The sequence below is a fragment of the Microbacterium aureliae genome (genome assembly GCF_054780155.1).
The window spans coordinates 1,126,453-1,139,010 of the sequence record NZ_BAAGWW010000001.1; the positions used below are offsets into that span (position 1 = coordinate 1,126,453).

12 protein-coding genes are annotated in these 12,558 nt (G+C 75.1%); 5 read left to right on the plus strand and 7 right to left on the minus strand.

What is annotated here, in order from left to right:
• Window positions 1-4: 4 nt before the first annotated feature.
• Window positions 5-562: a DUF402 domain-containing protein gene (locus ACYVF4_RS05480; protein WP_460720506.1), complete on the minus strand. Its 558-nt coding sequence runs from the start codon at window positions 560-562 to the stop codon at window positions 5-7.
• A 76-nt stretch (window positions 563-638) separates the two neighbouring features.
• Between ACYVF4_RS05480 and ACYVF4_RS05485 the strand changes: the two genes are divergently transcribed.
• On the plus strand, window positions 639-1,940 hold the full coding sequence (locus tag ACYVF4_RS05485; protein WP_460720508.1) for an isochorismate synthase: 1,302 nt from the start codon (window positions 639-641) through the stop codon (window positions 1,938-1,940).
• A gap of 7 nt (window positions 1,941-1,947) precedes the next feature.
• Here the strand turns inward: ACYVF4_RS05485 and ACYVF4_RS05490 are convergent, their stop codons facing one another.
• The 3 genes from ACYVF4_RS05490 to ACYVF4_RS05500 are packed head-to-tail and all read right to left on the minus strand — an operon-like array spanning window position 1,948 to window position 5,070.
• Window positions 1,948-2,811, minus strand: coding sequence for a PPK2 family polyphosphate kinase (locus tag ACYVF4_RS05490; protein WP_460720510.1), 864 nt, complete (start codon window positions 2,809-2,811; stop codon window positions 1,948-1,950).
• A gap of 25 nt (window positions 2,812-2,836) precedes the next feature.
• Window positions 2,837-4,618, minus strand: a complete 1,782-nt coding sequence (menD, locus tag ACYVF4_RS05495; protein WP_460720512.1) for a 2-succinyl-5-enolpyruvyl-6-hydroxy-3-cyclohexene-1-carboxylic-acid synthase — start codon at window positions 4,616-4,618, stop codon at window positions 2,837-2,839.
• Window positions 4,619-4,620: 2 nt separating this feature from the next.
• Window positions 4,621-5,070 carry a PLDc N-terminal domain-containing protein gene (locus ACYVF4_RS05500; RefSeq protein ID WP_460720514.1) on the minus strand — a complete coding sequence of 150 codons (450 nt, stop codon included), beginning with the start codon at window positions 5,068-5,070 and terminating at the stop codon, window positions 4,621-4,623.
• A 94-nt stretch (window positions 5,071-5,164) separates the two neighbouring features.
• Here ACYVF4_RS05500 and ACYVF4_RS05505 point away from each other — a divergent pair, with 94 nt between their 5' ends.
• Complete coding sequence (locus ACYVF4_RS05505; protein ID WP_460720516.1) at window positions 5,165-5,464, plus strand: DUF4229 domain-containing protein; 300 nt, start codon at window positions 5,165-5,167, stop codon at window positions 5,462-5,464.
• A 12-nt stretch (window positions 5,465-5,476) separates the two neighbouring features.
• Here the strand turns inward: ACYVF4_RS05505 and ACYVF4_RS05510 are convergent, their stop codons facing one another.
• Genes ACYVF4_RS05510 through ACYVF4_RS05520 form a run of 3 tightly spaced genes read right to left on the minus strand, consistent with a single transcriptional unit; the run spans window position 5,477 to window position 8,552 of the window.
• Window positions 5,477-6,457: a 1,4-dihydroxy-2-naphthoate polyprenyltransferase gene (locus tag ACYVF4_RS05510; RefSeq protein WP_460720518.1), complete on the minus strand. Its 981-nt coding sequence runs from the start codon at window positions 6,455-6,457 to the stop codon at window positions 5,477-5,479.
• A gap of 50 nt (window positions 6,458-6,507) precedes the next feature.
• Window positions 6,508-7,653 (minus strand): AMP-binding protein, encoded by a 1,146-nt coding sequence (locus ACYVF4_RS05515; protein WP_460720520.1) that lies wholly within the window; start codon window positions 7,651-7,653, stop codon window positions 6,508-6,510.
• Window positions 7,653-8,552, minus strand: a complete 900-nt coding sequence (locus ACYVF4_RS05520) for a 1,4-dihydroxy-2-naphthoyl-CoA synthase (protein WP_460720768.1) — start codon at window positions 8,550-8,552, stop codon at window positions 7,653-7,655. Before ACYVF4_RS05520 ends, ACYVF4_RS05515 begins: the two co-directional genes overlap by 1 nt.
• A 117-nt stretch (window positions 8,553-8,669) precedes the next feature.
• Here ACYVF4_RS05520 and ACYVF4_RS05525 point away from each other — a divergent pair, with 117 nt between their 5' ends.
• From ACYVF4_RS05525 to ACYVF4_RS05535, 3 genes are read left to right on the plus strand one after another with little or no spacing between them, the layout of a single operon-like run.
• Window positions 8,670-9,206, plus strand: a complete 537-nt coding sequence (locus tag ACYVF4_RS05525) for a hypothetical protein (protein ID WP_460720522.1) — start codon at window positions 8,670-8,672, stop codon at window positions 9,204-9,206.
• Window positions 9,207-9,210: 4 nt separating this feature from the next.
• A complete protein-coding gene (locus ACYVF4_RS05530; protein WP_460720524.1) occupies window positions 9,211-12,141 on the plus strand; it encodes an ATP-binding cassette domain-containing protein in 2,931 nt (976 codons plus the stop codon).
• Entirely contained in the window at window positions 12,138-12,545 is a 408-nt protein-coding gene (locus ACYVF4_RS05535) for a glucose-6-phosphate dehydrogenase (protein WP_460720526.1), read from the plus strand. Before ACYVF4_RS05530 ends, ACYVF4_RS05535 begins: the two co-directional genes overlap by 4 nt.
• Window positions 12,546-12,558: the final 13 nt, after the last annotated feature.

Sequence of the window (12,558 nt, forward strand, 5' to 3'; positions counted from 1 at the left end):
CCGGTCAGTGATGCGAGGGGCCCAGCCCGAGGGCGGCCAGCCGGTCCAGCCAGGCATCGGCGGTGGCCGGGTCGAACGGCGCCTCGCGCGCCCGCACGCGACGCTCCAGGTCGTCCGCCAGCTGATCGAGCGCCGCGACCACCTGCGCCGGGTAGCCGTAGCGCACGCGGTGGTCGTCCCATTCGTCGCGGTCGTCGATGTAGATGCCCTGACCCTCGCGCTCGACGACGTCCAGGTCCATGTCGATGCCGGTCGGCTCGCCGTCCTGCCAGCGCACGTCCCACGCGAGGTCGATGTAGACCTTCGTGCGGTGGGGGGCGGCGTTGTGCGTGTAGGCGTAGTCACCCGACGGCGGGATGAGCGTGACGTTCGGATGCTGCGGCACGAAGTCGCGGCCCGGCCGCGAGCTGTGCCATCCCGGCAGCTGCCCGAACCAGTCGCCCCACTCGTCCGAGCCGAGGTACACGCACTCGTGGATCCAGTGCGGCCCGCCGTCCCACTTGCGCCACCGGAACAGCAGACGGGTGCCCGGCTCGGGGCGCTCGGCGTCGGGGTGGGTCACCCGTTCAGCCTATTGCGCCCCGAGCCGGTGGCGGCCGGCGCGGCCGCGTGCGACGCGGCGAGTCTAGGCTTGATCCGTGACCGAACCGGCTTCCTCGCACCCGCCGCGGCTGGTCGCCGTCACCCGCGAGATCGAGCCCGTCGAGGACCTGCTGGAGCACGCCTCCCCGGACCGGCCGCTCGTGTGGCTGCGTCGCGGGGACGGCCTCGTGGGCACCGGCGAGGCGCTGCGCATCGGAGTGGGCGGCAGGGACCGCTGGTCCCCGCCCGCGGGTGCGACCGCGCCCGTGATCGCCGACGTGTGGCGGGCGATCGCCGCGGCGGCCGAGGTCGACGACCCGCTCGGGCTCCCCGGGACGGGGCTCGTGGCCTTCGGATCGTTCGCCTTCGACGCGCACTCCGAATCGTCCAGCCGCCTGATCGTCCCCGAGGTCGTCATCGGCCGCCACGCCGGGCGGTTCTGGAGGACCACGGTGCACGTGACCGGCGAACCGGCGCCGCGCGCGCCCGACCCGGCGCCCTGGGGCCCCTACTGGTCGGCGACGCTGGGGCCCGGCGCACTGGACCCCGCCGCCTACCAGCGCGCCGTCCGCGGCGGCCTCGCCGCCATCGAGGCGGGCACCGTGAGCAAGGTCGTGCTCGCGCGCGACCTCGCCGGCACCATCCCCGCCGGATCCGACCTGCGGCGTCTGGCCCGCGCCCTCGCCTCGGGCTACCCCGACACGTGGTCCTACGCCGTCGACGGCCTCATCGGGGCGAGCCCCGAGACCCTCGTGACGGTGTCGGCGGGCGTCGCGACGGCCCGCGTCCTGGCCGGCACGACGCCGCGCGGCGCGGACGCGGACGCCGACGTCGCGGCATCCCTCGCCCTGTCGACCTCGGCGAAGGACCTCGACGAGCACCAGTACGCCGTGCAGAGCGTGCTGGGGGCCCTGCGTCCCCACACCACCGCCCTGTCGGCCAGCGGGCAGCCGTTCGCCCTGAAGCTGCCGAACGTGTGGCACCTGGCCACCGACGTCGAGGGCGACGTCGCCGGCAACGCCTCGGCGCTGGACCTCGTCGCCGTCCTGCACCCGACCGCCGCCGTCGCCGGCACCCCGACCCGCGCGGCGCTCGAGGTCATCCGCCGTCTGGAGCCCTTCGACCGCGGTCGCTACGCCGGCCCCGTCGGCTGGGTCGACGCGCACGGCGACGGGGAGTGGGCGATCGCGCTGCGGTGCGCCCAGATCGACCTCGACACCGGCACCGGCGACGCCGACCGCGCGACGATCGGCCTGCGCGCGTTCGCGGGCGCGGGGATCGTCGCCGGCAGCGACCCCGAGGCCGAGCTCGTCGAGACGCGCGTGAAGTTCCGGCCGATCGTCGACGCGCTCGCCTGAGCGGCGCTCAGGTCGCGGCGAGCTTGCGCTTCTCTTCGTCCACGTCGTAGTCGGCGGCGGGCCACCGCGGATCGATGTCCTCGAGCGCCTCGAGCAGCAGCCCCTGCACGGCCAGCCGCGCGTACCACTTGTGGTTGGCCGGCACGACGTACCAGGGCGCGGCATCCGTGGTCGTCCGCTCCAGCATGGTCTGGAACGCCGACATGTAGTGCGGCCAGAGCTTGCGCTCCTCGGTGTCGCCGGGGTTGTACTTCCAGTGCTTGTCCGCGCGGTTCAGGCGCTTCATCAGGCGGTTGCGCTGCTCCTCGTACGAGATGTGGAGCATGACCTTGACCACGCGCGTGCCGGATTCGACGAGCTTGGCCTCGAAGTCGTTGATCGCGTCGTAGCGCCGCTCGATCTCTTTCGGGGTGGCCAGCTCGCGCACCTTGCCGACCAGCACGTCCTCGTAGTGCGAGCGATCGAAGACCCCGATCACGCCGGGCTCGGGCACGCGCTTGCGGATGCGCCACAGGAAATCGTGCTCGAGCTCCTCGTCGGTGGGCTTCTTGAAGGCCGAGATCTGCACGCCCTGCGGGTCGACCGCGCCGACGACGTGGCGGATGATGCCGCTCTTGCCGGCGCCGTCCATCGCCTGCAGCACCAGCAGCACCGCGGCGTGCGTGGACTCGGCCTGGCTGGCGGCGTACAGCCGCTCCTGGTACTCCTCGAGCTCGCCCGACACGCGCTCCAGGTCCGCGACTCCGTCCGCCTTGTTCCCCTCGTACCCGGGGCTGCCGTCGGGGTCGGTGCCGGACAGGATGAAGCCGCTGCCGACGCGCAGCAGCCGGGAGACGTCCGCGGTCCAGCGCTTGTGCTCGTTGGTACCCATCCGCACATCATGGACCCGCGCGGGCTCAGCGGTCGAGAGGCACCTCGAGGAGTTGACGGCCGCCCACCGGAGCGGTAAGGGCCTGGTCGAGCGCCGCGCGCGTGGTCACCCGCTTGTACTCCCAGCCGTAGGCGAGCGCGAGCTGCTCGAGCCGTACGTCCTGCGGGGTCAGCAGCACGCGGTCCATCGCCTCGGCGCCGGCGACGGCGGCCACCTCGAGCCCGTCGAAGATGGTTCCGCCGCGGTCGTTGCCGACGATCACCTGGAGCCGCGGCTCGGTCTCGGCAGGCGGCAGAAGCAGCGCGCCGACGTCGTGCAGCAGCGCGAGGTCGCCGAGGAGCACCCTGGTGACCCCCGGCGCACCGTCCTGCTGGCTCGCCAGCGCGATGCCCGTGGCGGTGGCCACGGTGCCGTCGATCCCCGCCAGGCCGCGATTGGCGTGCACCGGCACCCGCTTGCCGCCGAGCACCGCATCGGCGACGCGCACGAGTCGCGACGACCCGAACATCAGCCGGTCGTGCGGCCACGTCGCGCGCCACACGGCATCCACGAGCGCGGCGCGATCCAGCGGCGCCCGCAGCACCGCGAGCTCTTCGGCGATCGCCCCGAGCCGCTCGCCCGGCACCGCCGACGACAGTCCCGCGGCGTCCGGAGCCGGCGCCGACAGATCGACGGATGCCGCGCGCGAGGCGTCCATCCACGCCGAGGCCCACGCCCGGTCGGGGTCGCCGGTGGCTACGGTCACCGTGTCCACGGCGATCGCCTCGCCGTTGAGGTTCAGGGGCTCGCCGGGACCGCGCACCGCCACGACCTCGACGTCCGGGCGGGACAGCAGCGCGGTGACCTCGCGGCTGAGGGTCGGGTGGCCGAGCACCACGGCGCGCTCGATGCGTCCGCCGAGGTCCGGGTCCGACAGCAGCTGCCGGTAGCCGTGGACGACGAGGCGGCCGAAGCGGGCGCCGCTGACGATCTCGGCGATCAGCGGCCAGGTCCCGGCGTGGGCCAGGGTCTCGGCATCCGGCCCCGCGTCGGCCCCGGCCACGACCACGGTGCGGGGTCCGCGCTCGAGCACGAACGGGTCGTCGTCGGGGTCGGCGGGCACGTCGGACTCGCCGATGCCGCCGCCGCCCTGGTAGAGCGCGCCCGAGGCGTCCGCCGCATCGGCGTCCTGGGGCTGATCCGGCCCCGCCGTCGACAGCTCGCGCGAGGGCACCGACAGCCAGCCGGGCAGCGCGCCCGCCAGCGGCTCGCGGTACGGCAGGTTCAGGTGCACGGGGCCCGGCGACCACAGCCCCGCTCCCAGGGCGGCGTCGTAGGCCTCGTCGGCGACGGCGCGCAGCATGAGGCTCTGCTCGCCGTCGCCGGAGCCGTCGGTCGCCTCGGGCACGGGGAGGTCGGTCTCGTACCGGGTCGCGGCCGAGAACATGCCGGGCTGGCGCGTGGTCTGGTTGGCGCCGACGCCCCGCAGCTCGGGCGGGCGATCGGCGGTCAGCAGCAGCAACGGCATCCCCGCATGATGGGCTTCGAGCACCGCCGGCAACAGGTTGGCCACGGCCGTGCCCGACGTGCAGATCACGGCCGCCGGGCGGCCCGTCTCACGCCCGATGCCGAGGGCGGTGAAGCCGGCGACGCGCTCGTCGATGCGCACGTGCAGTCGCAGCGCGCCCCGCCGCTCGAGCTCGGCGGCGATGAGAGCCAGCGCCTGCGACCTCGAGCCGGGGCTCAGCACGACGTGCGAGACACCGCGCTCCACCAGGCGGCAGAGCAGGGCCGCGGCGGCGTCGGTCGCCGGCGATCCGTCGACCACGATCAGCCGAGGGCTCCGCGCTGCCCGCGGGGATCGTCATCGGGATCGATGTCGCGCGCGGGGGCGTCGGCGGTCCCGCCGGTCGCGGGCGGGGTGCGGGGGCCCGGCGGAGCCGGCGGGTTCCACCGCGGGTCGTCGTCCTCGGCGTCCAGCTGGGCGAGCTCCTCTTCGAGCCGGCGGATGCGCTCGTCCTGATCGCTGACCGATCCGATGCGGCCGAGGAACTCCGGGTCGTCGTCCGGCGCACGGCGGGCGGCCTGCGTCGAGGCGCGGGTGCGGCCCACCAGCAGCCACAGCACCCCGCCGAGGACCGGCAGCAGGATGACGATGAGCAGCCACATCGGCTTGCTGACGCCGCGGTGACGGGTGGCCGGCTGGACGGCGCAGTCGACGATGGTGAAGACCCAGAACGCGGTCGCCACCAGAGCCAGAATCAACAGCACCCGAGGCACGTATCCATCCTAGGCGCGCTGCCGAGCCCCCGCTCCGGTCGTGACGCAACCGACGCCCGCCGCCGACTCCGGCGGGCACGCGTACGATGTCGGGGTGAGAATCCGCTCTGTCCTGGTCTACACGGTGCTGCGCCTGCTGGCGTTCCTGGTGCCCTTCGGGCTGCTGATGCTCACCCCGATCGGGCGCGACCTGTACTGGCTCTCGGCGATCTTCGCCGCCCTCATCGGCCTGAGCCTGTCGCTGCTGTTCCTGCGCCGCCCGCTGGACGAGGTGACCTCGGGCATGGCCGAGCGCCGCGCAGCCGCACGCGCCGAGCGCTCCCGCGCGGCCCGCGACGCCGCGGACGAGGACGCCGCCGCTGACGCGCTGGACCGCGGCCGCGACGCGGACTGACGCCCGGGCCGGTCAGCCCGCGAACGCCCAGAACAGCAGCGCGCCGTAGGCGACCGAGGTCAGCGACGCCAGCGCGAGGGCCACGAGCAGCTCGCGCGGCACGCGGTAGGTCCACACGATGAGGACCGCCGGCAGCGCCGCCAGCAGCGCGAGCAGGGTCAACCAGGCGATCGGGTAGAACAGCGCCAGCCACACTGCGATCCCGAACGGCACGAGCAGGAACGCCGTGAACAGCCACCGCGACCCGGTGCGTCCGGCGAGCACCGACAGCGTGCGCTTTCCCGCCACGCGGTCCTGGTCGATGTCGCGCAGGTTGTTGGCCACGAGCACCGCGCACGCGAGCAGTCCCGCGGCGACGGCGCCGAACCACGCCTCCTGCGGCAGGGCGAGGGACTGCACCCACGTCGTGCCGAGCGTGGCGACGAGCCCGAAGAAGATGAAGACGAAGACCTCGCCCAGGCCCGCGTAGCCGTAGGGCCGCTTGCCGCCGGTGTAGAACCAGGCGGCGGCGATGCAGGCGGCGCCCACCAGGATCAGCCACCACTGCTGGGTGCGGATCGTCAGGACGAGGCCCGCGATCGCGGCGATCGCGAAGAACGACAGCGCCACGATGAGCACGGTGCGCGGCTTCGCCTTGCGCGACGCGGTGAGGCGGGCGGGACCTTCGCGGTGGTCGTCGGTGCCGCGGATGCCGTCGCTGTAGTCGTTGGCGTAGTTGACGCCGATCTGCAGCGCCACCGCGACGGCGAGGCACAGCAGCGCCAGCACCCAGTGCAGGCCGTCGGTGACGAGGAGTGCCGCACCCGTGCCGATCAGGATCGGCGTCACCGCGAGGGGAAGGGTGCGAAGGCGCGCCGCGCCGATCCAGTCCCGCAGGGTGGCCGGCTCGACCCGTCGCGGCGCCGCCACGACCTTCTTCTGCGGGTTGCCGCGCGGTCGGTTGCGCGAGGTGCCGGACGAGGGAAGGGGGCGCTTGCGAGAGGGACCTGCCACGAGTGCACATCCTACGACGACCCCCGCCCGCGGCATCCCGCCCGCCCGGATCAGTGCAGCGCGGCGACCGCCCGGGACACGGCATCGCGGTCCGGCTTGCCCGAGGCCAGCAGCGGGATCTCGTCGACCAGCACCAGGCGCGCCGGCCGCGCGTACGGCCCGAGCTCGTCGGCGACGGCGCGGCGAGCCTCGTCGAGCTGGACCGATTCGCTGCGGCGCAGCGCCTCGCCGCGCGGCGCGACGACGACGGATGCCTCGCCCCACCGGTCGTCGGGAACGCCGACGACGACGGCCTCGCCGAGCCCCGGGACGCTGCGGACGACGCGTTCGACGCGATCGAGCGAGATGTTCACGCCGCCCGAGACGATGACGTTGTCCAGCCGCCCGTGGATGCGCAGCACGCCGTCCTCGAGGAGCCCGGCATCCCCGGTGCGGTACCACCGGGTCCCGTCGGCGTCGCGCGGGAAGGTCTGCTCGGTGCGCTCCGGCTCGCCCAGGTAGCCGGCGGCGAGCATTGGCCCGGCGATCCGCACCTCGCCGTCCACGATGTCCAGCCGGACCCCGTCCAGCGGCACGCCGTCGTAGACGCACCCCCCGCACGTCTCGGTCGCCCCGTAGGTGCGCGCGATCCTCGCGCCGACGGCATCCGTTCGCTCGAGAAGCGCCGCGGGCATGGCCTGACCGCCGACGAGGATGCGCTCGAACGAGCGCAGCGCCTGCGCGACCGCCTCGTCTGACTCGGCCGCGTCCAGCAGCCGGGCCAGCTGCGCCGGCACGAGCGAGGTGTACGCGGGCGGCTGACCGGATGCCGTCATCGCGGCGGCCGCGGCGGTGAAGCTCGCCGGGGTGAAGGGCCCGTCGGGCAGCACCGGGTCGTGGCCGGCGAGGATCGAGCGGACGAGCACCTGCAGCCCCGCGACGTAGGCGGCGGGGAGCGCGAGCAGCCAGTTGCCCTCGCCGATGCGCCGTCCGGTCGCCTGCACGCTGGCGGCGAGCGCGTCGCCGGTCAGCAGGACGCTCTTGGGGACGCCCGTCGACCCCGAGGTGGTGACGACCACCGCCGTCCCGTCGGGCACCTCGCCCGGCTCGTCGCCGGTGAGACCCAGCGACAGCGCGGGACCGGTTCCGGCGAACACGGCCCGCAGCGCCTGGACGATCGCGCGCGGGTCGTCGTCGACGACGGGATGCAGCCGCATCAGTAGTGCCAGGGGTACGGCGACCAGTCGGGATCGCGCTTCTGCAGGAACGAGTCGCGGCCCTCGACGGCCTCGTCGGTGCCGTAGGCCAGTCGCGTGGCCTCGCCGGCGAACACCTGCTGCCCCACCAGCCCGTCATCCACGGCGTTGAAGGCGAACTTCAGCATGCGGATCGCCGTCGGCGACTTCGTCAGGATCGTGCGGGCCATCGCCACCGCCTCGCGCTCGAGCTCGGCATGCGGCACGACGCGGTTCACGGCGCCCATCTCGTAGGCGCGCTCGGCGGAGTACTCCTCGGCGAGGAAGAACACCTCGCGCGCGATCTTCTGGCCCACCTGGCGGGCCATGTACGCCGAGCCGTAGCCGGCGTCGAACGACCCGACGTCCGCGTCGGTCTGCTTGAACCGGCCGTGCTCGGCGCTGGCGATCGACAGGTCGCACACCACGTGCAGGGAATGCCCGCCGCCGGCGGCCCAGCCGGGGATGACGGCGATGACGACCTTCGGCATGAAGCGGATGAGGCGCTGGACCTCGAGGATGTGCAGGCGGCCGAGCCGCGCCGCGGCGGCCTCGGCGCCCCCGGCCGGGGCGACGGCCGGGGCATCGGAGCCCTCGGCGGGGGCGTACTCGTATCCCGCCCGCCCGCGGATGCGCTGGTCGCCGCCGGAGCAGAACGCCCAGCCGCCGTCCTTGGGGCTCGGGCCGTTGCCGGTGAGCAGGACCACGCCGATGCGCGGGTCCTGCCGCGCGATATCGAGCGCCCGGTAGAGCTCGTCCACGGTGTGCGGGCGGAAGGCGTTGCGCACCTCGGGCCGGTCGAAGGCGATGCGCGCGATCCGGCCGTCGGTCGAGACGTGCGCCGTGATGTCGGTGTAGCCCTCGGCGCCGGGTGCCGGCATCCATTCGTTCTCGTCGAACAGCTCGGAAACGCTCACCCGCACAGCCTATGGCGCGGGGCTCCGACGCGGAGCGTCATGCGGCCGCGGCGACCGGCGCCGCCGCCCTACCCTGGACCGGTGACTTCGACTCTGCGCACCCTCGCCGCGGCCGCAGCCGCCGCAGCCCTGCTGACCCTGGCCGCCTGTTCGCCCTCCCCGTCCCCCCAGACCACCTCGTCGCCCGCCGCAGCGCCCTCTGCCGAGGGCGAGTGCGCCGGCGTCGCCGTCGTGGTCGAGACGGGCGACCTCGAGGCCGAGGACTCCCCCGCCGGTGCGTGGTGCGTCCCCGCCGACGAGCCGATCATCGCCGCGGACGCGCTCGCGGCCGCCGACGTCGCCACCGAGGGCACCGACGAATACGGCGATCAGGTCGTCTGCCGCGTCAACGGCGTGCCCGCCGAGGACCAGGCGATCGTCGCCGAGGACGGCACGGAGTACTTCGAGAAGTGCACGACGATGCCCGCCGCCTTCGCGTACTGGTCGGTGTGGGTCAAGCCCGCCGGCGGCGAATGGGACTACGCGCAGGAGGGCCTGTCGACCCTCGAGCTCGAGCCCGGCGACGCCGTCGAGCTGCTGTTCACGCTGAACGGCGAGCCGGCGGCGCCCACCGCATGACGTCATGACGCTCCGACCCGCACCGCTTCGCGCCGCCGCGACCCTCGCCGCCGCGTTCGTGGCGGTGCGGGTCGTCTACCGCGTGGTCTTCCACGGCGCCGACGGCACGGGACCGGTGCTGTGGGACCTGCCCGCGGTGCGCCTGCCCGACCCGTTCGGGCACGTGGTGCTGCTGGGGCGGGCGACCCTCGACGGCGTGACGGATGCCGTCTCCGGCGCACTGCCGATCGCCCTGACGATCCTCGCCTTCGGGCTGCTCAACGCCCTCGTCGACCTGCCGCGCCTGCTCGCCCGCGGCGGCCGGCGGGGACCGCTCCGCGGCATCGCGCGCACGCTCGCGGTGGCGTGGGCGACCCTTCCCGCCCTCGCCGCGGCGGTGCGCGCGGTGCGTCGCGCCCAGCGGCTGCGCGGCGGGCGCGGCGGCGTGAGGATGCTGACGCCCATCCTGGAGCGGACGCTGGAACGGGCGACCGCGCTGGCGGCGGCGCTCGAGCTGCGCGGGCTCGGCGGCACGGGCGCCGACGGCGCGTGCGAGGCGCCGGTCGTGGCACGCGGAGTGGTGCTGCGGCACCGGGGCGCGGCATCCGGTCTCGTCGTCGCAGACGTCGCGCTGGATCCCGGAACCCTCACCGTCGTCACCGGCCCCACCGGGGGCGGCAAGACGACGCTGCTGCGCGCCCTCGCCGGCTTGCACGGTCATCTGGACGCCGGCGACGCCCGCGGCGACCTCGACGTCGTCGGGCACGACCGGGCGACCCTGCCCCCGCGCGACACCGCCCGCCTCGTCGGCGTCGTGCTGCAGAACCCGCGGGACGGCTTCGCCACCCCCCGTGTGCGCGACGAGATCGGGCTGGCGCTGGAGCTCCGCGGCGTCGCCGAGGTGATCGTGCGCGCACGGGTGTCCGAGGTCGCCGCGCGCGTCGGCATCACCGAGCTGCTCGATCGCGAGATCGCCGGACTGTCCGCCGGCGAGGCGACTCTCGTGGCCATCGCGGCAGCGGTCTCGGAGCACCCGATCCTGCTGCTGGTGGACGAGCCGCTCGCCGACCTGGATCCCGCCATGCGGACGCGGATCATCGACCTGCTCGACACCCTCGCGCACGGCGCCGGCGTGTGCGTCGTCGTCGCCGAGCACCGCGTGGCGGGACTCGCCGCCGTCGCCGACCGTCGCCTCGAGGTCGCCGACGGGCGCGTGACAACGGCGGCTCCGGACGAGGCGGGGCCGGATGCCGGGACGCAGGATGCCGGGGCGGCGGATGCCGCGCCGGCTGCCGCGCCCGATGCCACGCCGGCGCCCCCGGTGCGCGAAGTCCTGCGGGTGCACGAGCTGACGGTGACGCACGGCGCGCGGATCGCCGTCGACCGGGCGACGCTGTCGGTCGCCGCCGGAGAGGTGGTCGCCGTCGTCGGCCCGAACGGCGCGGGCAAGTCCAGCCTGCTCGACCGGCTCGCCCTCCCCCGCCGGCGGGACGACGTCGTCGTCGACGGCGAGCAGGCGACGCCCTCGCGCACGGCGAGAGGCCGCACGGGGCGGCGGGTCGCGCTCGTGCCGGACTCCTCGGACGACCTGTTCGTGTGCGACACGGTCGCGGCGGAGTGCGCGCGGACCGATCGACGCCACCGCCTGCCCCGCGGGACGACGGCGGCGCGGTGGGCGGCACTGGTGGACCGGGACGGGCTCGGCGAGGCCGGGATGCGGCATCCGCGCGATCTGTCCGCCGGGGAGCGCCGCTGCCTGGCGCTGGCGGTGCAGCTGGCCGGGTCCCCGCGGGTGCTCATGGTCGACGAGCCGACGCGGGGCCTGGATCCCCGCGCCCGCGCGCTCGTCGCGTCGGCGGTGCGGCGCCTCGCCGGCGACGGCGTCGCCGTCCTGCTGGCCACGCACGACCGGGACTTCGCCGCGGCCGTGGACGCCCGCATCCTGCCGATGGCGGGCGGCGCCCTGCACCGCGCCCGAACGCAGTCCGCGCGTGGCCCGCAGCCCGCCGGCGGCCTGCGGACGTCGCTCGGGACGGAGAACGGACACGCGAGCCCGGCCGCCGCCCCCCCGCCGCGCGCCACGCCGCCGCGGCCGCGGCCCGGCCGCATCGCGGCGGCGTTCGGACACGGGTTCTCGGTGCCCGCACGCATCGCGGCGGTGCCGGCACTCGCGGCCGCGAACCTCGTGGCCGTCGCGGCCTTCGCGTGGCCCCTCGTCGCCGCCGCGGTGCCCGCGCAGGCGCAGGCGGCCGTGCCGGCGGCATCCCTCGCCCTCGCTCCACTGGCGGCGCTGGTGGTCCTGGCGGCCCTCGACGGGTCGGTGCGATCGGCGCACACCCTCGCCCTTCTCGGCACGCTCGCCGCGATCGGCGCCGCCATCCGCATCGTCGGCACCGGCGTCGGCGGGGTCGAGGCGGTGTTCATCCTGCTGATCCTCGCGGGGCGGGCGTTCGGCGCGCGCTTCGGTCTGCTGCTGGGCCTTCTCACGATCGCGCTGTCGTCGCTGGTGTGGGGCGGCATCGGGCCGTGGACACCGTTCCAGATGTTCGCGTGCGCGTGGGTGGCCGCCGGCGCGGGGCTGCTCCCCCGCCGCGTGCGCGGCCTCGCCGAGGTCGTCCTGCTGGCCGGCTACGGCGTCGCGGCGTCCTTCGCGTTCGGGCTCGTGATGAACCTGTGGTTCTGGCCGTTCGCCGTCGGCGGCGGGACGGCGATCTCGTACGAGGCCGGGGCTCCGCTGGCCCAGAACCTCGGCAGCTTCCTCGTCTACTCCCTGGTGACGTCGTCGGCGTCGTGGGACGCCCTGCGGGCGGTCACCACGGTCGTCGGCATCGCCGTCGTCGGCCGCTCCGTGCTCGCCGCGCTCCGGCGCGCCACGCCCGCGACGCCGCTCGCGGGGCCCTCGGCGAGGCGGGCGAGCCCACGCACTCCGGCGGACGTGTCAAGCTTGACGGGATGAAGATCACCACCTCCTCGGACTGGCGCGACGGACTCCCCTTCGACACCCCGGTGCTCGTATCCGACGTCATGCCCGGCGAGCCGACCCGCTGCGCGTCGTGCCCGGCCGATGCCCCGCTGCGTCCCCGTACGGAGCTCTGGGCCGTCAAGCACCCGCACCCCAAGAACCCCGCCGGCTTCGTGCGGTTCTACTGCTTGGACCACCGGCCGCAGCCCCCGCGCCTGCCGGACCCCGCCCGCGCCGTCGCCGCGACGCGGCCCCGCAAGGCGCCCGCCGCGCGCCGCTCACCGGCCGCACCCCGCCCCACGCCCGCGGCCGAGCGCCCGAGGGCGGTGTGCCCGAACTGCTTCGTCGAGGTGCCCTCGACCGGCATCTGCGGCATGTGCGGGGAGTCGGTCGCATGACCGGCACCCCGCC

Excerpts from the sequence above, each read along its gene's own strand:
- ACYVF4_RS05535 (WP_460720526.1), top strand. The coding sequence starts at position 12,138 with ATGAAGATCACCACCTCCTCGGACTGGCGCGACGGACTCCCCTTCGAC.
- ACYVF4_RS05490 (WP_460720510.1), bottom strand. The coding sequence starts at position 2,811 with ATGGGTACCAACGAGCACAAGCGCTGGACCGCGGACGTCTCCCGGCTG.
- ACYVF4_RS05530 (WP_460720524.1), top strand. The coding sequence starts at position 9,211 with ATGACGCTCCGACCCGCACCGCTTCGCGCCGCCGCGACCCTCGCCGCC.
- ACYVF4_RS05515 (WP_460720520.1), bottom strand. The coding sequence starts at position 7,653 with ATGCGGCTGCATCCCGTCGTCGACGACGACCCGCGCGCGATCGTCCAG.
- ACYVF4_RS05520 (WP_460720768.1), bottom strand. The coding sequence starts at position 8,552 with ATGCCGGCACCCGGCGCCGAGGGCTACACCGACATCACGGCGCACGTC.